The organism is Acutalibacter sp. (assembly GCF_056800975.1).
This window is the reverse complement of record NZ_JBQISV010000007.1, coordinates 1-20,817: the sequence shown is the minus strand read 5'-3', so window position 1 is coordinate 20,817 and position 20,817 is coordinate 1. Positions and strand designations below refer to the sequence as shown.

The following is a 20,817-nucleotide window of genomic DNA, read 5'->3' as shown; positions in this document are numbered from 1 at the left end:
GGCCATGGGGTCACGCCCATCTCATAAACCGGCAACCTACACAGGCTGCTTTACCGCTCTGAAAACAGAGTGGACTAGGATGGAAAGAGGGCCGTCAGGGCCTGTCCTTTTCTATCCTCTGCACCATTTTTGCGTTAAAATACATTTATGAGGCGAGCGTGGCTATGGGGTGTTCGTCCAACAGTTTTTTCGCAATAAGGGCCTGGACTGTCGGCCCGGGGCCTTTCTCTGTCGAATGTCCCTTTGACATAGGCAGTGCCAGGCTGCCCCCCGGCCTGAGGCAGCGCAGCATGGGCGGTTATGGGGAATTCCCCCTGCGCCAGCGCTTTTTCTTCAAAGTGATTGATTCTCTTCCCCAAATTTGATACAATACCAAAAAAGAAAGGAGCTTGTCCTATGGATTTTTTGAAGCTGAAAAGCGGCACCGACGTTCGGGGCGCTGCCATGGAAATACCCGGCGTACCGGTGGAGCTCACGGACCAGGCGGTAGAGGCCATTGCCGCCGCCTTTTTGGTCTGGTGCGAAAAACGCCGGAATATACCCGCGAGCACCCTGCGCGCCGCCCTGGGCCGGGACTCCCGGCTCTCCGGCCCCCGGATCGGGGAGGCAGTGAAGCGGGCCTTCCTCCGCCACGGGGTGCAGTGCTTTGACTGCGGCCTGGCCTCCACCCCCTCCATGTTCATGGCTGTGCTGGACCTGCCCTGTGATTGTGCGGTGCAGATTACGGCCAGCCACCACCCCTGGCACCGCAACGGCCTGAAGTTCTTTGCTCCCGACGGAGGACTGGACGGGCCGGACATTGCCGAGATCCTCACCCTGGCCCAGCAGGGGGCTTGCCCGCCCCTGGCAGAGGGGGGCAGCTGTCAGCCCTCCGCCCACATGGACCAGTACGCCGCCCATCTTCGCCGGCTCATTCAGGAGGGCATCCGCGCCGAGGACCACGAACACCCCCTCAAGGGCTTCCGCATTGCCGTGGACGCGGGCAACGGGGCCGGGGGCTTCTATGCCCGGGAGGTGCTGGCCCCCCTGGGCGCGGATGTGTCCGGCAGTCAATTTCTGGACCCGGACGGCAGCTTTCCCAACCACATCCCCAACCCGGAGGACAAGGAGGCCATGGCCTCTGCCTGCCGTATGGTAACAGAGGCGCAGGCAGACCTGGGCATTATTTTCGACACAGACGTGGACCGGGCCGGTGTGGTGGACGCGGCCGGCCGGGAGATCAACCGGAACCGCCTGGTGGCCGTGGCCTCGGCCATTGCCTTGGAGAGGGCCCCCGGCGGCGCCATTGTCACCGACTCCATTACCTCCGACGGGCTGCACAGCTTTATTGAGGACACACTGGGCGGCAGACATCACCGTTTTCAGCGGGGTTACAAAAATGTCATCAACGAGTCTCTGCGGCTGAACCGGGCGGGCGTCCCCAGTCCTCTTGCCATTGAGACCAGCGGCCACGCCGCTTTTCAGGAGAACTATTTCCTGGACGACGGGGCCTATCTGGTCACCAGAATTATTGTCAAGCTGGCCGCGCTCCGCCAGCAGGGCAAGGGTCTTGAGGACCTGCTGGCCCCCCTGGGGGAGCCGGCGGAGTCCATAGAGGTCCGCGTCCCCATTGTAGAGGAGGACTTCCGAGCCCGGGGACAGGCGGTCATTGCCGCCCTGGAGGCCCACGCCAGGGAGCAGGGCTGGCAGATCGCCCCGGACAACCATGAGGGCATCCGGGTGTCCTTTCCCCAGGGGGAGGGGCAGGGGTGGTTTTTGGTGCGGCTGTCTGTCCACGACCCCATTCTGCCGGTCAATATAGAGAGCGACGTGCCCGGTGGGGCGGAGCTCATCCGGGAGAAGCTGCGGGCCTTTTTCCAGTCCCACAGCCAGGGCCTGGACTGCCGGACGCTATGACGGAGCAGACAAAAAAGGGCCGGGTGCTGGTGGCCATGAGCGGCGGGGTGGATTCCAGCGCGGCGGCGCTGCTGGTGCAGCGGGCCGGGTATGAGGCCCTGGGGGCCACGCTGAAGCTGTTTGACAACGAGGACCTGGGCGCGGACCAGGGGGAGAAGGCCTGCTGTTCCTTGGAGAGCGTGGAGGACGCCCGGTCGGTGGCCTATAGGCTGGGCATGGCCTTTTATGTGTTCAACTTTGCCAGCGACTTCCGCCGGGAGGTGATGGAACGCTTCGTACAGACCTACCAGCGGGGGGAGACCCCCAACCCCTGTATTGACTGTAACCGGTATGTAAAGCTGGGTAAGCTTTTTCGCCGGGCACAGGAGATGGACTGCGGCCATGTAGCCACCGGCCACTACGCCCGGGTAGAGCGGGAGCCGGCCTCTGGCCGCTGGCTGCTGAAAAAGGGTCTGGACGAAAACAAGGACCAGAGCTATGTGCTCTACGACCTGACCCAGGACCAGCTCTCCCGGCTGCTTTTGCCCCTGGGGGGGCTGACCAAGCCTCAGGTGCGGGCCCTGGCAGAGGAGGCCGGTTTTGTCAACGCCCACCGGCGGGAGAGCCAGGACATCTGCTTTGTGCCGGACGGAGACTACGCCGGGTTTATCGAACGCTGGACCGGCAGGCCTGCCCACCCAGGGGACTTTGTAGGTACGGATGGACAGATGTATGGGCGGCATAAGGGTATCATACACTATACGGTGGGACAGCGGAAGGGCCTGGGGCTGTCTTTTCCCCAGCCCATGTATGTGTGCGGCATCGACCCGGAGGAGAACCAGGTGGTTCTGGGCAGGCAGGAGGAGCTGTTTGCCCGGCAACTGACAGCTCAGGACCTGAACCTGATTGCCGCTCAGGAGCTTTCAAAGCCAGTGCGGGTGCAGGCAAAGGTGCGCTACCGGCAGAAGGAGCAGCCCGCCACAGTCCAACAGACTGGGCCGGACCAGCTGCTTGTAACCTTTGACCAGCCCCAGCGGGCCATCACCCGGGGGCAGGCAGTGGTGCTGTATGACGGGGAGACCGTGGTGGGCGGCGGCCGCATTGCGCAGGTGGGGGAGGCTTGACTTCACAGAGCCGGCGGCCAAGTCAACCGCCGGGGCTCCCGCTCTTCTGCTTGGCGGGGCTGGGTAGAAGAAGCCTGCCCCGGCAGTCGGGCTCACAAAGGGGAGCAGACCCAGGGCACTCCGGCACTCACTTTGAAAAGCTGGCCTCTTTCCCCAGTCTATTCAGTGAGAGCCTCCGTCTGAACGCTCCCACTCCAAAGCGTCACCAAAAACCAAAAGCCTGCCGCCAGCCTGAAAAAGTCTCCCATACTTTCAGACTGCGGCAGGCCTTCTGTTGAATATAGATTGCTCTTGGTTCCTCCTGTCACATAAGCAAAAACAGCAGCGCAAACATCAGCTCGTGATTGCCCCCTTCGCCTCCCAGCAGAATGAGCAGAGCCAGCAGCAGGCTGCGCTCCCGGTCCTGAAAAAGCTCCTCCAGCAGCCCCCGGGTGCTGCCGCTGGCGCTGAGGACTGCCGGGGGCTCCGGCTGAGGCGGCGGGGTGGGGGCGGGCTCTGGCAGGGGCAGAACCGGCGGCGGTTTTTCCGCCGGGGAAGCGGCAGGGGGAGGGCCGCTGTGGTTATGGCTATGTCCGGCCTGGCTGGCCTGCTGGCTGTTCTGCCCTGAGGGGCCGGGCTGGCGGGGCCTCCCCTGCCTGGCCCGGGACTGCATCTCTCTGGCCCGGCGAGCGGCTTCCTCCTGCATTTTTCTCATGTCCATATCAGGCATTGGCTTCTCTCCTCTCCCGGCAGGCCGTTCAGAACAGCCCCGGCAGACCGCCCAGCTCCCGGAGCATAGGCAGCAGCCGCATCAGCTGCAAAATTTTCATAGCCTCGTCGATTTTTTGCTGCCGCGCCTCGCTGAGCATGGGCCGCAGGGCCTGCAGCAGCCGGGTGGAGTCGTCTTCCTGGTTCAGCTGGCCCAGCAGCGGGGCCAGCTTTGCCGCCATAGCCAGGCTGTCCGTTCCCAGCCCAAGGGGAGACGGGGCCTGGCTTTGGCTTTGCCCGCCCCCGCCCAAGGCCCCCAGGGCCCCTGCCAGGGCAGAAAGGTCCGGCCCGGAAGGAGCGCTTTGGGGCGCGGGGGAAGAAGGAGCCGCCTGAGGCTGGGAAGCGCCTCCCCCCAGTCCCAGAGAGCTCATGACATTTTGCAGCTGGCGCATACTGTTCGGGTCAGACAAAAGCTGCGAGATCTGTTGGTTCAAATCGTCCATGGCCGGTCCTCCTTTCGGTGGGGTTCAGCAGACTGTATGAGGCGGGCGGACAGGGGCTGCATGGCTCCTTTTCAGCTGTTTTTGCCCCCTTGCAGCATTTTCAGCAATGCCTGGGCCTGGGGGGTGGAGAGCAGCTTTTTGGCCGCCTCCGGGTCGCTGAGCACCTTTTGCATGGCCTGGTTCTCTCCGCTGGTTATGCCGCCCATTACCTGAGACAAATCGCCGTTCTGCGCGGCCTGCTTCAGTGCCTCGGGGGTTGAGCCCATGCGCTGAGCAGTGAGCTTGAGCAGGGCTTCCAGCCTGCTGTTGTCCATTTTTCCGTCATTATGGTCCATAGGGAGACCTCCCTTACCAATGTTCTGGGCCGGACGCTTTTCGCGCCCTTGTTCTATACTATGCGCCTCATCCCCGCTTGATTCCACCTGCCGTTACAGGTCGGACTGGCGGGGCTTCCTCTATCAAAATGTCATTTACGGAAATTCCAGGGGAAATCCGGCCCGCAGCTATCAAAAGAGAACAAAGGCGGAGTGGAAAAATTGGTGGAGATTTCCCGCAAAAGCGGTTGAAAACAAGTGCGTTTTGTAGTATAATAAATTTTAAAGATGAATTATTTTCGTTCAAGCTGCGCGAAAGTCAGAATTCGGAGGCAAACCATGCGTATTCTTGTTATGTCAGACACCCACGGAGACGCCGCAGCCCTGCGCCGGGCCCTGCTGGCGCAGCCAAAGGCAGAGGTGGTCATCCACTTGGGAGACGGTCAGGAGGACCTGGACCAGGTCCGGTTCTCTTTTTCAGACAGAACCTTTTTGCGGGTGCGGGGCAACTGCGACTGGGGCAGCTCTCTGCCCACTGTGGGAGAGTATGAGGCAGAGGGTGCCCGCATTTTTTATACCCACGGCCATGCCTATGGGGTGAAATCGGGAGATGAGACGATTATTTCCGCCGCCAGAGAGCGCAAGGCGGATATTTTACTTTTTGGGCACACCCATCAGTCCAGAGAGGACTATGAGGACGGCCTGTATATCATGAACCCTGGACGGCTCAGCGGCTGGGAGCCCAGCTACGGCGTTATCGACATTACGCCCCAGGGCATTGTGCTGAACGTGGTCAGACTGCCTTGACGGGGCCAGGCGTACTTAAGACAAGCTTTGGGGCTGGCAGAATGTCAGTGACCCCGAAGCGTTAAGAAAGGAGGCGGGCCGCTTTGCCGTTTGGGAGAGGAAGGACAGGACGAGTCCGGCGGCAAGGCTGGCTGGGCCTGCTGGGAGCAGGGCTGGGCTTTCTGGCGCTGCTTTTTTTGTTGGCAGGCAGTGGGGCCTCTCCGGCAGAGGGGGCCTTTCAGGCAGACATCAGTAGAGACCAGGGTCTGGCGGGCTCCACTGTCCGGGTGACAGTGGATTATGACGGCAGTCTGGGAGAGCTCTCTGGCTTTTTGATTGAGGCCGGCTTTGACCCGGCCTGGACCCTTACCAAGCATAGCGGGGAGCAGGAGGGGTATCTCTACGATTCCGGCAGCGAGGGAGGCTGGCGTTGGGTGTACATCCGGCAGGAGGGCAGCCAGGGCATGGGCCCGGGCCGAGTGCTGGACTTGGAGCTGCGCCTGGCAAAGGACGCGCCGCCGGGACAGCAGGAGCTTTGGGTGAATATTGGGCAGATCGTGGCGGAAAATGGGCTGGATGAGTCAGAGTGGAAGCTCCGGCTCCTCTATCAGGTGGAGCAGCCCTTGGGAAGCCTGGCAGAGCTGACTGAGCTGGAACCCTCTCAGGGCAGTCTGGTCCCGGCCTTTTCCCCAGACATTACCCAGTACCAGCTGAGCGTTCCTTACGAGGTAAGCTGGATCGAGTTTCAGGCCCAGGCGGCGGAAGGGGGCAGGTGGACAGTCAACCGGAAAAACCTGGGGTCAGGGGGCAGCAGCACTCTCTTTTATATTACCGCCATTGCCCAGGACGGAAAGACCAGGCAGGTCTATACGGTCACAGTAAATCGGGAGGAAAAGCCCCAGGCTGACCCCACGCCCACCCCAACGCCAAAGCCTACAGCCACCCCAAAGCCAACAAAAACGCCAAAGCCTACAGCCACACCCAAGCCAACAAAAACGCCAAAGCCTACAGCCACACCCAAGCCAACAAAAACGCCAAAGCCCACAGCCACACCCAAGCCCACAAAGACCCCAAAACCCACGGCTACGCCCAAGCCTACTGCCGTGCCGAAGACTCCAAAACCTACAACTACGCCGAAGCCCACGGCCACTCCCAAGCCGACAAAAACCCCAAAGCCTACAGCCACACCCAAGCCCACCAGAACGCCAAAGCCCACAGCTACCCCCAAACCCACAAAAACGCCAAAGCCTACCAGTACGCCGGAGCCTCTGCCGCTGTTGGAGGCGGAGGCAAGCCCAGAGAGCTCTATGGAGCCACAGGTAAGGCTGCGGGGGCCGGTGCTGACAGGCAGAACCGAAAGCGGCTGGGAGCTGGCAGCAGGCAGTCTGGGCGGGGCGGCAGTAGTGCTGCTGGCTGAGAGAGCGCTGGACTGGGTCATAGAGAAAAAGAAGGCCGGGGACAAGGATAGCGGGAAGGACAAGGAACCCTGACCACCCCAACGGAAGAACTGTTTCTATAGTTAACACAGTTGCGCGGGCGAGCTCGCGCTGCCTTGCTTGAAAATCGGTACATGCCGATTTTCAAGTGTGTTTACTATATAAGACAGTAAAAGCGAAACAAAGTAGCCGGCCCGCCATTCGTTGCGCTTGTTTGAACGGGCAAGGGACTGCAGCCAGATGTCCGCAACTTTTGGCCCTGTCTGGGCACATTAACTCTGTGGCCTGCTTTGAGCCAGGGAATGCCGCCCGGAAAGAGGCGGCGGGCCTGTCGTTCCTGGGGCCCAAAGACCCTTGCCATAAGCAGGCCTCAAATCCACCCAGGAGGCGGCTATGAAAAAACCGGACCTGACGAAAAAAATGGAGTACCACGAGCACGACGACCTGCCCCGGGACAAGTTCCCGGAGACCTCCAGCGTGGCCTCCGCCCAGGAGTGCACCGGCCTGCTGTACCGGTCCCCTGTCAACCAAGGGGAGCTGGAAAGCGGCAGGGGGCTTTTTTCCATGGCAATCCCCAAGGAGGGGGCCGCTCCCAGGCAGCCCAGGGCCAAGGGCGGCTGCAGGCCGGAGAAGTAGAGAAAAGCCAGGGGAAAAGAAAAGGGTACGGGCAAAATACGCCCGTACCCTTTGGTTTGTTCTGGTCAGGTGGTCAACGCCTTGTTCAGCCAGGCCTCCGCAATGTCCAGGGCCAGATAGAGGCCCTCCTTTTCGCTGGTTTTCACAATGGCCTTTCGGGTCCGAATCTCCGGGTCCGTGTACATCAGCTGGACAGTCACCTTGTCCGCCACATCCAGGTCGCCAACCTGCTTTTTCGACTTTATGTCCAGCTTCACCACATATTTGTCGGTCATATTGCCGTAGTAAAGGGTGTCGCCGCTGCGCACCAACGGCTTGCCCTTATAGGTGGGAAAGCTCTGTGTCTCTGCAGACGTTTTTTTCTTCTGTTCGCTCATCCAGTCACCACGCTTCTCCATTTATTTTCTGACTCCCGGGGCTTATTCCCCCAGGTAGCTCCGCACCATGGCCTTAAGCAGCTCGTCCCGGTCCACCCGGCGGATCAGACTGCGGGCATTGTTGTGGGTCGTGATATAGGTGGGGTCCTCCGACAGCAGGTAGCCCACGATCTGGCTGATGGGGTTGTAGCCCTTCTCCTTCAGCGCGTCATAAACCGTCAGCAGAATACGCTTCATGTCTGCCTCCCGCACCTCGTCCAGAGAGAAGGTTATGGTGTTGTGGTCCTCCGGCATAGCTGCCACCTCCATCTTGTCGTCGTTTGTGAAGCTTACGGCACAGGAATGCCTTGCGCGGCATCCGTCCGTTTTCTTCTATTCTATTATCATACTCGAAACCGCCGGGAAATGCAAGCTTTTTTCACCTGCGGGACAAAATTCAGCCTGGCTCAGGTTCTCAGCACGGCTCCGGCGGCGTTCAGCTTTTCCACAATCCCGTCTACAATTGGTTGAACCTCCTCTTTGGACAGGGTCTTCTCCTGGGAGGAGAAGGCGAAGCGCAGGGTCAGGCTCCTTCTGCCGTTCTGTTCAAAGGAATCAATCAGGCTCACGCTTTTCAGGGTATTGCCGGCCCCGGCCCAGGCGGGCTCCATGTCCGCAAAGCGCATACCCTCGGGCAGCAGCAGAGACAGGTCCATGTCCATGCCCGGGAACCGGGAGGGCTCCTGGTAGGTCAGCGCTCCGGCAGGCAGAGCGGCCAGAGCGGCCATGTCCAGCTGGGCGGTGATCACAGCGGCTTTCCGGTCAATGGCCCGGGCCACTGAGGGCCTCAGGGCGCAGACCCAGCCCAAGGCCTGCCCGCTGCCCATAACCACCGCGGTGTTGCGAGGATGCTGCCAGTCCGCCTGGGGGGCGCAGTTGGCCAGCTGAAGGTCTATGCCCTTGACGCCGCTGCCCAGGGCCTTCACGATTTCAATCATGCGGTAGAACAGCTCCCGCTCGCCGGTGTTGCGGCTGTAAAGGGCCAGCCCCAGCTTTTTGCGCTCGCTGCACAGGCCGTCCTCCTTTATTCCCTCGACTACCCGGCCGATTTCAAACACGCCGAACTCCGGGGCAAAGGCCCGGTTCTCCTGTAGAATGGACAGCAGGGTGGGGCCCATGCTCCGGCGCAGGGTTTCGTGGTCCGGGGTCTGGGCGTTGACGAGCTTTACATTCTCCTCCAATCCGATTCCCAGAGCCCGGCACTTTTTGGCGTCAGCCCAAAGATAGGAGTGCACCTCATGCAGGCCATAGGTCCGCACCAGAATATCCTTGGCCGTGTTGTCCGCCCGGTTCTCCTGCGACTTCTTCTGGGGATGCAGAGGGCTGAGGGTGGTGGAGATGTTGAAATTGTCATACCCGTAAATGCGGGTAATCTCCTCAATAATGTCCGCCTTGATGGTCACGTCCTTAGTGGCCCGCCAGCTGGGGGCCTGCACGGTGAACTGCTCCCCCTCCTGCCGGGCTGTAAAGCCCAGAGAGCGCAGGGTGCTGAGAATGCGTTCATCCTCTATTTCAATGCCGGTGTAGCGGTCCACATAGGCCTTATGAAAGGTGAGCTCCACCGCCGGGTAATGCTTGACATACACATCGGTCAACCGGGAGATGACCTGTGCCTGGGGGTCAATGTCCAGCAGCAGCTTCATAAAGCGCTGGATGGCCAGGTCCGTCATCTCCGGGTCCAGGGTCTTCTCATAGCGCATAGAGGCGTCGGTGCGCAGGCCCAGCCGTGTAGAGGACTTGCGCACACTGGAAGCGTCAAAATTGGCGGATTCCAGCAGCAGGCTGTCCGTGCTGTCCTCAATCTCCGAGTCCAGACCGCCCATAATGCCCGCCACGGCCACAGGCTGGCCCTGGGAGCAGATCATCAGGGTGTTCTCGTCAATTTTCCGCTCCACACCGTCCAAAGTGGTGAAGACAAAGGGCGCGTCAAAACGCTTGACCTGGATGCTGTCCACCTTAGCGCAGTCAAAGGCGTGCATGGGCTGGCCCATTTCCAGCATCAGGTAGTTGGTCAGGTCCGCCAGCAGGTTAATGGCCCGGCTGCCGCAGTAGAACAGCCGGATGCGCATGTCCACCGGGCTGACCTTTTTGGTGATGTTCCGCACCTTCAGGCCTGTATAGCGGTAGCACAGCTCCTGGTCCTCCACCTGAATGTCAATGGGGTCCAGGCTGTCAAAGGCGGCAAGAGAGACGGTCTCCAAAGGCTTCAGCTCCCGGCCGGTGAGGGCGGCGAACTCCCGGGCAATGCCGTAGTGGCCCCACAGGTCCGGCCGGTTGGTAAGCGACTTGTTGTCCACCTCAAACACCGTGTCCTGAATAGCATAGAGCTCGGTAATATCCCGGCCCACGGGAGTGTCCTCCGGCAGCTCCATCAGGCCCGCGTGGTCGGCGGAGATGCCCAGCTCCTTCTCAGAGCAGCACATGCCGTGGCTCTCATACCCGGCCAGCTTGGCGCAGCGGATGGCCTGCCCGGCCACCATGCCCCCCTCCTTTACAAAGGGGACGATCAGGCCCTCCCGCACATTGGGTGCGCCGCAGACCACGTCGTAAATTTTATCTCCTCCGTCTACCTTGAGCAGGTGGAGCTTTTTAGAGTCAGGATGGTTCTCTACCGAGAGGATTTTTCCGGCCACCACGTCCCGCAGGTCCCGGCCCATCTCCATAACCTCCTCCACCTCGGCGGTGGAAAGGGTGAAGCGCTGGATCAGTCCGGGCAGGTCCAGGCCGGAGAGGTCGACGAAATCGCCGATCCAGTTCATTGAGATTAACATAGTTTTCCTTCTTTCCTCACTTCATGTGTCGAAACGAATGACTGTCATGCCTGAGGCAGCATCGCACAAGCTTTATAGTCTTCAAAAGATTCTTTTAAAGCAGGCGGCGTTGGGATCGCTGTGCCGCCTAGCTGGAAATCCGGCCTTGCCGGTTTGCCCGCGTGTTTCCTATATACGATGCCGCCCTAAAAATTCATCCGGCAGCCTTAGGAGCCAGCTTGTCCAAAATCTCCTGCAGCTGCTGGGCAGTGGACTTTCCGTTGTCCTCACCCATCTGCTTGTCCAGCGTTTCATATAGGATTCTCAGGGTCTCGTCCTCTTCTATCAGCTGACGCATGTCCTTGGCGCGCTTCATGTTCTCCACCATTGCTGCAAACAGCTGGTTCATGCCCGCGGCGGATCTGCCGGCCGGGGCCTGGGGCTGGTATTGGCCCATATTTTCCGTGATGGTCTGGTTGTTTATCTGCATCGTGTTCTCCTTTTTACGCTTGCCGGAATTGGCTAAGAGCCTTGAGATTGCCGCTGTTCAGGTCCCGAATGTCCTTGACCCCGTACTTCATCATCACCAGTCTGGTCAGCCCCAGGCCAAAGGCAAAGCCTGTGTACTCCTCTGGGTCCACGCCTCCCATTTTCAGCACATTGGGGTGAATCATCCCGCAGGGGCACAGCTCCACCCAGCCGGAGTGATGGCAGGTAGAGCAGCCCTCGCCCCCGCAGATGAGGCAGTTGATGTCCAGCTCAAAGCCAGGCTCCACAAAGGGGAAGAAGCCCGGGCGCAGCCGGACCTTCACGTCCCGCTCAAACACCTCAGAGAGCATGGTCTTCATGAAGTAGATAAGGTTGGAGATAGAGATGTTCTTGTCCACCATAATGCCCTCCATCTGGAAGAAGGTGGTCTCGTGGCTGGCGTCGGTGGCCTCGTTGCGAAAGCACCGGCCAGGGAAGATGGCCCGCACCGGCGCACCGTACTTTTGCAGAATGAAGTTCTGGGCGGCGGAGGTGTGGGTTTTCAGCAGCTGGCCGTTTTCCAGATAGTAGGTGTCCTGCATGTCCCGAGCAGGGTGGTCCTTGGGGATGTTCACGGCCTCAAAGCACTGGTAGTCCGTGACGATTTCGTTATAATCCTCCACAATAAAGCCCATGGAGGCAAAAATTTCCTCCAGCTGCCGCTGCACCACGGTAATGGGGTGGTAAGAGCCCAGAGCCCCGCCCACAGGCAGGGTCACGTCATACTGCTGGGCAGAGTCGATCTCCCGCTGCTCCTCGGCGGCGCGGATGGCCTCTACCTGCTGAGAGAGCCGTTCCTCCACCTGCTTTTTCAGCTGGTTGATATGCTGGCCCAGCTCCTTTTTCTCCTGGGCGCCCACGTCCTTCAGGCCCTTCAAAAGCTCGGTGACAGAGCCCTTGCGGCCCAGATAAGCTACCCGCAGCTTTTCCACGGCCTCGCTGCTGGCGGCTTTGGCAAGCTCCTGCTCAAAGCCCTGGCGCAGGCTGTCGATTTTTTCCTTCATTTTCCAACGTCCTTTCAAAGCATTCGCTGTGATCGTTTTACAGTCCTTAATTGCTGATTATACCACTTTCAGCCATTGGTTTCAAGGGGAATGTCAAAATGAGGAGTACCGTGGCACAGAAGAAAAGCGGCTTACGGTTCCAGACAATACCAAACGTCGATCTCCTGAGGCGCAGGGGGCTGAAACCGTTCCTTCAGCTTTTGCAGCAGTCCCTCGTCCACATAATAGCTGGGGTCTTCCCCTGCCAGCACAGCGGCGTTGCGCCGGGCGATATTCTCCCGCCAGCGTTCCTCAGGCACATCAATGTAATGCCACTGGGTCTCAATGCCCCGGGCGGCAAAAAAGGCAGAGGCCTCCTGCCGGGATGCCCGGGTCCAGAAGCCCCAGTCCAGAATCACATCTACCCCGGCGGCAGCAATCTCCCCAGCCTTTTCCAGCATAAAGTCCTGTATGGCAGCGCTGGCCTGGTCGTGGCTTTCGCCCAGAGGGCCCAGCCGGGCGGTGAGCTCATCCACAGAGAGAAGCACCGCCGGAGAGGCCTCCCGGAGCCGGCGGCAGTAAAAGCTTTTTCCGCTGGCAATCTTGCCGCAAATCAACATGACCTTTGCCATTTAGTTCTCCTCCTTTTCCAGCAGTTCCATGACGCGCTGATGATAGGCGGGCATGGCCTTGTGCAGCGAGACCGGCCGGCCTGCCCGCTGGCCGGTTTGGAGGAGGAAGCAGTGATTGGTCCGCCCGTCGCAGCGGAGCTGGCCCGTGGCCTTGTCCCGCACCTGATAGAAAAAGGCAATGCGGGTGCGGGAGTAGCCTTCCAGCCCAGTGAGAATCTCCACGGTGTCGCCAAAACGGCACATGGTATGGTAATGGGCTTCGGCACTGAGCACAGGGCTGACAATCCCTGCGGCTTCCAGACCCTCATAGGGAAAGCCCAGCTGGCTCATAAACTGAATACGGGCCTCCTCGAACCAGCGGATGTAGTTGGAGTGGTGGACACAGTCCATGCGGTCGGTCTCATAATAGTAGACAGGCCGGGTGTAAATAATAGTAGGCATGAAAGCACCTGCTTTCTTGATTAGAGTAGGGAAGCGGAGAGCGCATGATACCATAAAATCTATTTGGTCCGGTACTGTGACTTGGCATTGCCAAGTCATGCGAAGCAAAAGAGAAGCGCTTCGCGCTTCAGGGCTTCTCCTTGTGTTCGCCAGAACACATTATACCATGGAGAGGCTTTGCGGCGCAAGTCCGCTGGGGCAGGGGCTAATAAAAAATCCGGCCTGCCGTCCGGGTTCTCCCGCGCGGCAAGCCAGTGTCAGTCAGCTCTTTTTTCTTCCTCGTTTCCCGGCTTGACTACCGGGTGCTGGCGGCTACATGCCGTTCGCTGTCCCAGTCCCGGAACAGCAGCGCCAGGCACCACAGCGCCGACACGCCCACCAGCGTGTAGATAATCCTGGACACAATGGAGCCCTGACCGCCGCAGATCCAGGCCACCAGGTCAAACTGAAACACGCCTACCAGGCCCCAGTTTACGCCGCCAATCACAATCAGCGCCAGCGCGATCCGGTCAATGATATTCATTCCGTTCCCTCCTTCCAGGCTTCTTCCGCCCTATCCCATAGTGAACGCACAGCCGGCCCTGCTTAGGCGAGGCCGGCCAAGCTGCGTCAACGATATTTTGCGCGGTTCGTCAAAAAAATATGCCCTGCAAAACAAAAAAGCCCCGGGAGCATCCCTCCCAGGGCTTTTGGATTTTCATTTTATGGGAATTTTCAGGCCTGCTTGCTCTTTTGACGCACCTGCCACAGGGCGAACAGGTTGGGCGCAATGAACTGAGAGGAGAAGCAGCCAGCGGCCACGCCTACCAGCATGGGCAGCGAGAAGGACACCACCGTGCTGATGGAGAACACGCCCGCCACAGCCAGCACCACCACCAGCGCCAGGAAGGTGGTGAGAGAGGTGAGCAGCGTGCGGCCCAGGGTCTGGTTCAGGCTCTCGTTCATGGTGTCGGCAAAATTGGCCCGGGGGCCGTTCTTGCGTTTGTTCTCCCGCACCCGGTCGTAGATCACAATGGTGCTGTTCAGAGAGTAGCCCAGCAGGGTCAGCACAACGGCAATGAAAATGTCGTTGATGGACATGCCAAAGATGACAAACACGAAGAACGCGATAAGCACGTCGTGCAGCAGCGCCACAATGGCCGTCAGACCAGCGGAGAGGCCGCCGATCTTCTTGAAGCGCAGGGCAATATACACCAGCAGCAGAATGGCGGTGAGCACAAAGCACACCATGCACTTCTGGAAGAATTTCGCGCCCATAGTGGCGTCTACCGAGTTGGACTCCAGCAGAGTGAAGGTGGCCTGGTCAAAGGCGTCGCTGAGCACAGTGGCTACCTGGGCCTGCTGGTCCGGGGTCAGGCTCTTGTTGCCCGCAAAGGAGACCGTCACATTCTCCTGGCCAGTGGCCATGTCCTGGTTAACAGAGACCGAGCTGTCCAGGCCCATCTGCTCTGAGATGGTGCCCGCAATGCTCTCCGCGTCATAGCCTGTGCCGTCCACAGAATAGCGGATCATGGCGCCGCCGGCAAACTGAATGTCCAGCTTGGGGCCCATGACCATGCTGGCAACCAGCCCCACCACCAGAATAACGGCGGAGATCATGAAATAGGTCCTGCTGCTGCCAAAGAAATTGAACTGCTTTGCTTTGGGAGCAGTCCCCTCCTCTGTGCCGCCAAACAGCCAGCGCTTGCGGAAGCACTTAAAGCCAGCCAGAGACAGGGTCATCAGCCGGGTGGCGAACACACCCATGACAAAGTTGGCGATAATGCCCACCAGCAGGGTGAAGCCAAAGGAGAAAATAGAGCCTGTGGTGGACTGGCCGAAGATCATGGACAGAATATTACTGGGGCCGAAGACCATCATCAGCATAACGGCCACAATGGCAGTGGTGATGTTGCCGTCAAAAATGGCCCAGAAGCTGCTCTGGAAGCCCCTCTGCAGGGCCCCATCCAGGCTTTTGCCGTTGTTCAGCTCCTCCCGCACCCGGCTGGCAGTGATTACGTTGGCGTCCACGCCAATGCCGATGGAGAGAATCAGGCCCGCAATGCCGGGCAGGGTCATGGTGAAGGAGTTCATGTTGGGGAAGAAGCCGGACACCGCTGCAAAGCAGATGCCCATCTGTCCCGCCAGAGAGATGACCGCCACCACGCCGGGCAGGCGGAACACCACAATCATCATCAGGGCAATCACCCCAAAAGCGATAAGGCCCGCCATAAGCATGGCGTTCAGGGCCTGGCTGCCCAGGGTGGGGGCCAGGGAGTTGAAGTTAGAGGTTTCCAGGGCAAAGGGCAGGGCGCCCGCCTGAATCTGCGCCGCCAGGGTGGTGGCGCTCTCGCTGGTGAAGTTGCCCTCAATAATGCACTTGCCATCACTGATGACCGAGTTGACTGTGGGGGCCGAGAGCCGCACGTCGTCCATCCAGATGGAGATCGTCTGGCCCACCAGCCTTTCGGTGGCCTCGGCAAACTTCTCCTTGCCCGCCTCGCTGAACTCCAGCTGCACCACATACTGGGCCGCGCCAGAGGTGGGGTCCTGCTGCACGCCGGGCTGGGCGCTGACTACGTCGGAGCCTTCCAGAATAATGGTCTCGGCGGTAGTGCCTGCCGGGGTCATATAGACAGGGTTGCCGTTCTCGTCATAGGTCTCGGTCTCATACTCGCCCCCCTCCCGGAAGGTGAGCATGGCCGTGGCGGAGAGCTCGCTGATGGCCTTCTCCGGGTCAAAGTCCGTCTCGTCCGACTTCCAGGGGAAGCGCACAATAATGCGGTTGTTGGCCTCGTCGGTGTAGAGCTCATAGTCGGTGATGTTCTGAGAGACCATGCGGGTCTCAATAATCTGCTTGGCAGATTCCAGCTCGCTGGCAGTGGCCTCCACCCCGCCCGCCGGGCTGAAGGTGGCCTCCACGCCGCCCCGGATGTCGATGCCCCAGCGGATATCGCTGGCGCCCTTGAGCCAGGTGACCTTAAAATCGCCGTTCTGCCCGTATACGCCGAACAGGGACGTATAAACCAGGGCGGCGATTAGAACAAGCACCACAAAAAATACAGGTTTCTTAACGCGCCTCATGTTGACATTCCTCCAATGTCTCAGCCGCCTCATACAGATTTCACAATTTACCCGGCTGAGAAAAAAACTTTCTGGTCACAGGACCATATACATACAAAACAGGGCAGCACAAACTACCCTGTCTGTACGATTCAAATTCAGCATTACTCCTCAGCAGCGGGCTCCTCGGTGCTGAACACCACCGCGTCCTCAGGCGCGTTCTCCGCAGCCTCGTCCGCAGCAGCCTGCTCGTCCTCCAGCGCCGCGCGGATGGACAGGGAGACCCGATGGCGCTCCAGGTCCACGTCGGTGATCTTCACCTTTACCATATCGCCCACCTTCAGCACATCCTGGGGCTTGTCGATACGGTGGTCGGCAATCTGGGAGATATGGATAAGGCCGTCGATGCCGGGAATGACGCTGGCAAAGGCGCCAAAGGCGGTCATGCCCACAATCTTGGCCTCGCACACTGTGCCGGCGGGATACTCCTGCTCCAGCTTCACCCAGGGGTTGTCCTCAGGACGCTTGTAGCCCAGAGAGATCTTCCCGTTCTCCCGGTCCAGCCCCTTTACATACACGTCCACCGTGTCGCCCACATTGACCACCTCGCTGGGGTGCTTCACCCGGTTCCAGCTGAGCTCGGAGATGTGGACCATGCCGTCCACACCGCCCAGGTCCACAAAGGCGCCAAAGTTGGTGAGGGACTTCACCTTTCCGGTAAAGGCCTGGCCCTCCTCCACCTGCTCCCAGAACTTCTGCTGAGCGGCCTTGCGCTCCTCCCGCAGCACGCTGCGGATGGAGCCCACGGCCCGGCGGCGCTTGCGGTCCACCTCAATCACCCGGAAACGGACCTCCTGGCCCTGAAGCACGTTCAGGTCGTCGCCCCGGTTGGCCGTGGCCTGAGAGGCGGGCACAAAAATGCGCAGGGCGTCCTTCAGCACAATCACGCCGCCCTTGACCACCTCAATGACCTTGCCCTCGAGAATCTCGTTGTTGTCCATTGCTGCCTGAATGTCGTCCCAGCCGCGCATGGCGTCTACCCGGCGCTTAGAGAGCATAATGGTGCCCTCCTGGTCATTGGTCTTCATAATCAGCAGCTCCAGCTCGTCCCCCATCTTCACCACGTCCTCGGGTCTGACAGAGGGGTCGTTAGAGAGCTCTGCAGCGGGGATAAAGCCCGCCTGCTTGCGGCCTACGTCCACATAGACCTCGGTGGGGGAGATGCCAACGACTACGCCATGTACCTTTTCGTCTGTATTCATGCTCTTGAGCGACTCCTCAAGCATCTCCTCAAAATTCAGTTCCGTGCTGTTCACTTCCGCCATGGTATCAAGTACCTCCTTAATTATACTTGGGGGCGTGGAGGCCCCCGCTGTGATGCCAACGCTCAGGCCGGCGGAAAAAGCGGGAAGACTGCTGAGCTCGCTCGCCTTTTCGATGAGATAGGTCGTGCATTGCCCCGCGCAGATGCTTTGGAGCTTTGCCGTGTTTGAGCTGTCCCTGCCCCCGATGACGAGCATCACGTCACACCGGCGGGCCAGTTCCAGCGCCTCTTTCTGCCGTTTCGCTGTTGCATTACATATTGTATCAAAAACCGCGGCGTTTGTACATACTTTTTTCAGAGTTTCCGAACATTTTTGCCACTCATCCAGCGAAAAAGTGGTCTGCGCCGCCGCCGCGACAGGCTCAGCCCTCCATTCCGGGTGTTTTTGAAGCAAATTTTCCAGTTCCTCCCGGTCCCGGCACACAAAGCAGGGGCCTTTGCAGTGGCTGACAACGCCTTGCACCTCCGGGTGGTCCCGGTCTCCCATAAGAAGAAAGACCCGCCCCTCATCCCCTGCCTGCCCGGCCAGGCGGTGTATTTTTTTCACAAAGGGACAGGTGGCGTCCACACATTCCAGGCCCAGGGCCCTGGCTTCCGCCTCCACCTGAACCGTCACCCCGTGAGACCGCAGCACCAGCACATGGCCGGGGGGCGTGTCCCGGGGGGAGGAGACTACCTGCACCCCCTTGGACTTCAGGTCCTCTACCAGCTGGGGGTTGTGGAGCAGCGCCCCCAGAGTAGCCGCCTTTTTTCCCTGATGCACCAGGCTGTAGACCATTTCCACCGCCCGCCGGGCCCCAAAACAGAACCCGGCGGAGGGAGCGAGCGCAATCTCCATAGCGTCCTCCTTTTTTGAAAAAATATTTCAGCTATTCCAAAAGCGTGACCGTCTGGCTGTCCCCGTCCAGCTGAACCCGCTTCCCCAAGGGCAGGGTGAGCATGGGGACTGTGTGGCAGCAGTCAAAGTCCGCCAGAATGGGAAAATCCGGCTGGCCAATCACCTCCAAAAGGATCTGCGCAGGCGTTCTGCCGGTCCCCTGGCTGTCGAACTGGCGGTGTTTGCCCAAAATCAGCCCGCCGGCCCGGCGGAACACCCCGCACAGCTTCAGCCAGGAGAAGTAACGCTCCGCATGGGCGGCGAATTTCTCCGTGTCCTCCAAAAACAGAATGTCCCCCTGTCTGATCTCCGGCATATAGGGACTGCCGGCAATCCCGGTGAGAGTGTTCAGGTTCCCGCCGATCAGCCGCCCGCTGGCCCGGCCGCCCCTGACGGTGACCCAGCGGTTGGGCTGGGGCTCCTTAGTGGTAGGCCCCTGGGACCAGAGGGTCAGCTCCTGAGAGTAGACCTCAGGCTTTCGGTAGCTGTAAGGCGGCGTATAGCCTCCCAACACCTCTGAAAAGCAGCGCTCCGTAGCGTCCAGCAGGGGAGGATACTGCCCAAAGGTAGTCACCAGGTTGGGGCCGTAGTAGGTGACCAGCCCGGTCATGGCGTACACCCCCAGCAAAATGGCGGTGACGTCTGAATGGCCGATGATGATTTTGGGCGTTCTTCTGATCTGCTCATAGTCAATATACGGCAGAATGGAGTTGGACGCCATGCCCCCCACAGTGGCCATAACGCACTGCACCGAGTCATCCGCCAGCAGGGCGTTGAGCTCCTGGGCCCGCTCCTGAATGGAGCCGGAGCGGTAGCAGTCCCTGCTGTTCATGAGAATGCCCGGCTTGACCTGATATCCCAAAGCCCGCAGCCGGAACATGGCCAGCCCTGCGGCCTCCGGAGCCTCCTGGGCCAGGGGATAGGAGGAGGTAAACAGGCCAATAGTGTCCCCGGGCCGCAGAGGAGGGGGACAGAGCGCAGGCAGAGCCTTCCCCTTCATTCCGCTGCGGGACGGGGCGGCTTTTCCTCCGTCTCCGCCAGCTGAGAGGGCAGGCCCAGCTCCTTAAGGGTCTCCTCCCGCAGGGCTGAAATGCCGCTCATAATGACGCGGCTGGCCCGGCGCAGCTGCATGCTGGAATCGTCGGGAATGTTCAGCTCACTGGCAGAGATGGGCTTGCCAAACTTGACCACATGCCGCTTGAATTTTTTGGGCAGGCCTCCGTCCCCGGCAGTGATGCACACCGGCACCACCGGGGCTTTGGTCCGGTAGGCCAGCAGAGCCGCGCCGGTCTTGGGCCGCTGCAGCAGCCCGTCCTTAGAGCGGTGTCCCTCAATAAACACCCCCACCATGCCGTTCCCGTCCAGAATCCGATAGGCGTCTGCCAGAGCGTCGGCCCCGCCGCTGCCCCGCCGCACGGGAAAGGCCCCCAGCCTCCGCAGCAGGCCGCCGATGAACCAGTTTTCAAACAGCTCCTCTTTGGCCATATAGCAGACCTGCCGCCGGGACGCGGCCACCCCCAGCATCACCGGGTCCCGCTTGGCCATGTGGTTGCTGCACAGCAGCACCGGCCCGGTTTTGGGAATGTTCTCCCGGCCCTCCACCTTCAGCCGGAACACAGGATAATAGAACAGAGTAAGAAAAAAACAGCCGATAATATAGAGAAGTCCCTTGCGCCGTACCGCTGGTTTTTTTGCCACCTCTTACCCCTCCTCCCCTTCCGTCTTCCGGTCCATCCGCTCTTGGGCCATGCCGGTCAGCCGCTGTACCACCTGGTCAAAGCTCAGCCCTGTGGTGTCCAGGGTCACGCCGTCCGGGGGAAGCTGCTCCAGCTGAGGGGCGTCCTGCCGGTCCCGGCGCTCCACCTCCTCCAGCACCCGGGCAAAGTCCGCAGACTCCCCGGCCTGCTCCAGCTGCAGGGTCCGCCGCCTGGCCCGTTCCTCTGCCGACGCAGTGAGAAATACCTTTAGCTGGGCCCCGGGCAGAATCACCGTGCCAATGTCCCTGCCATCCATCACCACATTGCTGCGCGCGGCCAGCTCCCGCTGCAGGTCCAGCAGAAAGGCCCGCACTGCCGGCACATGGGCCACCCACCGGGAGGTGGCAATGGACACCTCCTCGGTGCGGATGGCCTCTGACACGTCCCGGCCATTCAAAAGGGTGCGCTGGCCCTGGTCCCCATATTCCAACGAGACCTTCAGCCCCGGCAGGGCTGCGGCTACGGCGGCAGGGTCCTTCAGCTCCACCCCGTTTTCCAGCATATATAAGGTAATGGTGCGGTACAGGGCGCCGGTGTCCACATAGGTAAAGCCCAGGGCCTTGGCCGCGGCCTTGGCAACGCTGGACTTCCCTGCTCCGGCGGGTCCGTCGATCGCAATGGCAAACATGGCGGTTTCCTCGCTTTCGTTTTGTATACTGTAATAAACTAGGGCTCGTTTGAAAAATCGAAAACACCGTCTTTTTGC

Annotated in this window: 21 protein-coding genes; 5 read left to right on the top strand and 16 right to left on the bottom strand. The window is 60.2% G+C overall.

The genetic code is table 11. The annotated features are described in order from the left end of the window. Positions 1-396 precede the first annotated feature (396 nt). Together ACTO5E_RS01665 and mnmA are read left to right on the top strand one after the other, a co-directional pair. On the top strand, positions 397-1,896 hold the full coding sequence (locus ACTO5E_RS01665) for a phosphohexomutase domain-containing protein (protein ID WP_482301005.1): 1,500 nt from the start codon (positions 397-399) through the stop codon (positions 1,894-1,896). Further along, on the top strand, positions 1,893-2,999 hold the full coding sequence (gene mnmA, locus ACTO5E_RS01660; RefSeq protein WP_482301003.1) for a tRNA 2-thiouridine(34) synthase MnmA: 1,107 nt from the start codon (positions 1,893-1,895) through the stop codon (positions 2,997-2,999). Before ACTO5E_RS01665 ends, mnmA begins: the two co-directional genes overlap by 4 nt. Before the next feature lie 304 nt (positions 3,000-3,303). Here the strand turns inward: mnmA and ACTO5E_RS01655 are convergent, their stop codons facing one another. The 3 genes from ACTO5E_RS01655 to ACTO5E_RS01645 form a co-directional block, all read right to left on the bottom strand. Then, on the bottom strand, positions 3,304-3,708 hold the full coding sequence (locus ACTO5E_RS01655; protein WP_482301001.1) for a hypothetical protein: 405 nt from the start codon (positions 3,706-3,708) through the stop codon (positions 3,304-3,306). Between the two features lie 28 nt (positions 3,709-3,736). Beyond that, a complete protein-coding gene (locus tag ACTO5E_RS01650) occupies positions 3,737-4,189 on the bottom strand; it encodes a hypothetical protein (protein WP_482300999.1) in 453 nt (150 codons plus the stop codon). Between the two features lie 71 nt (positions 4,190-4,260). Further along, on the bottom strand, positions 4,261-4,524 hold the full coding sequence (locus tag ACTO5E_RS01645; RefSeq protein WP_482300997.1) for a hypothetical protein: 264 nt from the start codon (positions 4,522-4,524) through the stop codon (positions 4,261-4,263). Between the two features lie 318 nt (positions 4,525-4,842). Here ACTO5E_RS01645 and ACTO5E_RS01640 point away from each other — a divergent pair, with 318 nt between their 5' ends. The 3 genes from ACTO5E_RS01640 (at position 4,843) to ACTO5E_RS01630 (ending at position 7,361) form a co-directional block, all read left to right on the top strand. Beyond that, entirely contained in the window at positions 4,843-5,310 is a 468-nt protein-coding gene (locus ACTO5E_RS01640) for a metallophosphoesterase family protein (RefSeq protein WP_482300996.1), read from the top strand. Between the two features lie 83 nt (positions 5,311-5,393). Further along, on the top strand, positions 5,394-6,779 hold the full coding sequence (locus tag ACTO5E_RS01635; protein ID WP_482300994.1) for a cadherin-like beta sandwich domain-containing protein: 1,386 nt from the start codon (positions 5,394-5,396) through the stop codon (positions 6,777-6,779). Between the two features lie 339 nt (positions 6,780-7,118). Next, positions 7,119-7,361, top strand: a complete 243-nt coding sequence (locus tag ACTO5E_RS01630) for a hypothetical protein (RefSeq protein ID WP_482300992.1) — start codon at positions 7,119-7,121, stop codon at positions 7,359-7,361. A gap of 65 nt (positions 7,362-7,426) precedes the next feature. On the opposite strand, the gene ACTO5E_RS01625 is transcribed toward ACTO5E_RS01630, so the two are convergent. The 13 genes from ACTO5E_RS01625 to cmk form a co-directional block, all read right to left on the bottom strand. Beyond that, entirely contained in the window at positions 7,427-7,759 is a 333-nt protein-coding gene (locus tag ACTO5E_RS01625; RefSeq protein WP_482300990.1) for a hypothetical protein, read from the bottom strand. Between the two features lie 21 nt (positions 7,760-7,780). Further along, positions 7,781-8,032, bottom strand: coding sequence for an IreB family regulatory phosphoprotein (locus tag ACTO5E_RS01620; protein ID WP_482300988.1), 252 nt, complete (start codon positions 8,030-8,032; stop codon positions 7,781-7,783). Positions 8,033-8,184: 152 nt separating this feature from the next. Continuing rightward, entirely contained in the window at positions 8,185-10,548 is a 2,364-nt protein-coding gene (gene pheT, locus ACTO5E_RS01615; RefSeq protein WP_482300986.1) for a phenylalanine--tRNA ligase subunit beta, read from the bottom strand. Positions 10,549-10,741: 193 nt separating this feature from the next. Then, positions 10,742-11,017 carry a hypothetical protein gene (locus ACTO5E_RS01610; protein WP_482300984.1) on the bottom strand — a complete coding sequence of 92 codons (276 nt, stop codon included), beginning with the start codon at positions 11,015-11,017 and terminating at the stop codon, positions 10,742-10,744. Positions 11,018-11,030: 13 nt separating this feature from the next. Continuing rightward, a complete protein-coding gene (gene pheS, locus ACTO5E_RS01605) occupies positions 11,031-12,059 on the bottom strand; it encodes a phenylalanine--tRNA ligase subunit alpha (RefSeq protein ID WP_482300983.1) in 1,029 nt (342 codons plus the stop codon). Between the two features lie 131 nt (positions 12,060-12,190). After that, positions 12,191-12,670 (bottom strand): P-loop nucleotide/nucleoside kinase family protein, encoded by a 480-nt coding sequence (locus ACTO5E_RS01600; RefSeq protein ID WP_482300981.1) that lies wholly within the window; start codon positions 12,668-12,670, stop codon positions 12,191-12,193. Next, positions 12,671-13,111, bottom strand: a complete 441-nt coding sequence (locus ACTO5E_RS01595; protein ID WP_482300979.1) for an acyl-CoA thioesterase — start codon at positions 13,109-13,111, stop codon at positions 12,671-12,673. 295 nt (positions 13,112-13,406) lie between these two features. Continuing rightward, a complete protein-coding gene (locus ACTO5E_RS01590) occupies positions 13,407-13,628 on the bottom strand; it encodes a DUF378 domain-containing protein (protein ID WP_482301044.1) in 222 nt (73 codons plus the stop codon). Between the two features lie 197 nt (positions 13,629-13,825). Next, the gene (gene secF, locus ACTO5E_RS01585) at positions 13,826-16,174 is read right to left on the bottom strand and encodes a protein translocase subunit SecF (protein ID WP_482300977.1); all 2,349 of its coding nucleotides are present in this window, start codon (positions 16,172-16,174) and stop codon (positions 13,826-13,828) included. A 143-nt stretch (positions 16,175-16,317) separates the two neighbouring features. Beyond that, on the bottom strand, positions 16,318-18,315 hold the full coding sequence (locus ACTO5E_RS01580; RefSeq protein ID WP_482300975.1) for a bifunctional 4-hydroxy-3-methylbut-2-enyl diphosphate reductase/30S ribosomal protein S1: 1,998 nt from the start codon (positions 18,313-18,315) through the stop codon (positions 16,318-16,320). A 31-nt stretch (positions 18,316-18,346) separates the two neighbouring features. Then, complete coding sequence (locus ACTO5E_RS01575) at positions 18,347-19,354, bottom strand: S66 family peptidase (protein ID WP_482300973.1); 1,008 nt, start codon at positions 19,352-19,354, stop codon at positions 18,347-18,349. After that, positions 19,351-20,052, bottom strand: coding sequence for a lysophospholipid acyltransferase family protein (locus tag ACTO5E_RS01570; protein WP_482300971.1), 702 nt, complete (start codon positions 20,050-20,052; stop codon positions 19,351-19,353). Before ACTO5E_RS01570 ends, ACTO5E_RS01575 begins: the two co-directional genes overlap by 4 nt. 3 nt (positions 20,053-20,055) lie before the next feature. Continuing rightward, positions 20,056-20,739, bottom strand: coding sequence for a (d)CMP kinase (cmk, locus tag ACTO5E_RS01565; protein WP_482300970.1), 684 nt, complete (start codon positions 20,737-20,739; stop codon positions 20,056-20,058). Positions 20,740-20,817 lie beyond the last annotated feature (78 nt).

What these genes read in the sequence shown, in the direction of transcription:
- ACTO5E_RS01600 (WP_482300981.1), bottom strand. Translation starts at nt 12,670, where the DNA reads ATGGCAAAGGTCATGTTGATTTGCGGCAAGATTGCCAGCGGAAAAAGC.
- secF (WP_482300977.1), bottom strand. Translation starts at nt 16,174, where the DNA reads ATGAGGCGCGTTAAGAAACCTGTATTTTTTGTGGTGCTTGTTCTAATC.
- ACTO5E_RS01625 (WP_482300990.1), bottom strand. Translation starts at nt 7,759, where the DNA reads ATGGAGAAGCGTGGTGACTGGATGAGCGAACAGAAGAAAAAAACGTCT.
- ACTO5E_RS01665 (WP_482301005.1), top strand. Translation starts at nt 397, where the DNA reads ATGGATTTTTTGAAGCTGAAAAGCGGCACCGACGTTCGGGGCGCTGCC.
- pheS (WP_482300983.1), bottom strand. Translation starts at nt 12,059, where the DNA reads ATGAAGGAAAAAATCGACAGCCTGCGCCAGGGCTTTGAGCAGGAGCTT.
- ACTO5E_RS01610 (WP_482300984.1), bottom strand. Translation starts at nt 11,017, where the DNA reads ATGCAGATAAACAACCAGACCATCACGGAAAATATGGGCCAATACCAG.
- cmk (WP_482300970.1), bottom strand. Translation starts at nt 20,739, where the DNA reads ATGTTTGCCATTGCGATCGACGGACCCGCCGGAGCAGGGAAGTCCAGC.
- mnmA (WP_482301003.1), top strand. Translation starts at nt 1,893, where the DNA reads ATGACGGAGCAGACAAAAAAGGGCCGGGTGCTGGTGGCCATGAGCGGC.
- pheT (WP_482300986.1), bottom strand. Translation starts at nt 10,548, where the DNA reads ATGTTAATCTCAATGAACTGGATCGGCGATTTCGTCGACCTCTCCGGC.
- ACTO5E_RS01630 (WP_482300992.1), top strand. Translation starts at nt 7,119, where the DNA reads ATGAAAAAACCGGACCTGACGAAAAAAATGGAGTACCACGAGCACGAC.
- ACTO5E_RS01655 (WP_482301001.1), bottom strand. Translation starts at nt 3,708, where the DNA reads ATGCCTGATATGGACATGAGAAAAATGCAGGAGGAAGCCGCTCGCCGG.
- ACTO5E_RS01620 (WP_482300988.1), bottom strand. Translation starts at nt 8,032, where the DNA reads ATGCCGGAGGACCACAACACCATAACCTTCTCTCTGGACGAGGTGCGG.
- ACTO5E_RS01645 (WP_482300997.1), bottom strand. Translation starts at nt 4,524, where the DNA reads ATGGACCATAATGACGGAAAAATGGACAACAGCAGGCTGGAAGCCCTG.
- ACTO5E_RS01575 (WP_482300973.1), bottom strand. Translation starts at nt 19,354, where the DNA reads ATGAAGGGGAAGGCTCTGCCTGCGCTCTGTCCCCCTCCTCTGCGGCCC.
- ACTO5E_RS01580 (WP_482300975.1), bottom strand. Translation starts at nt 18,315, where the DNA reads ATGGAGATTGCGCTCGCTCCCTCCGCCGGGTTCTGTTTTGGGGCCCGG.
- ACTO5E_RS01640 (WP_482300996.1), top strand. Translation starts at nt 4,843, where the DNA reads ATGCGTATTCTTGTTATGTCAGACACCCACGGAGACGCCGCAGCCCTG.
- ACTO5E_RS01595 (WP_482300979.1), bottom strand. Translation starts at nt 13,111, where the DNA reads ATGCCTACTATTATTTACACCCGGCCTGTCTACTATTATGAGACCGAC.
- ACTO5E_RS01650 (WP_482300999.1), bottom strand. Translation starts at nt 4,189, where the DNA reads ATGGACGATTTGAACCAACAGATCTCGCAGCTTTTGTCTGACCCGAAC.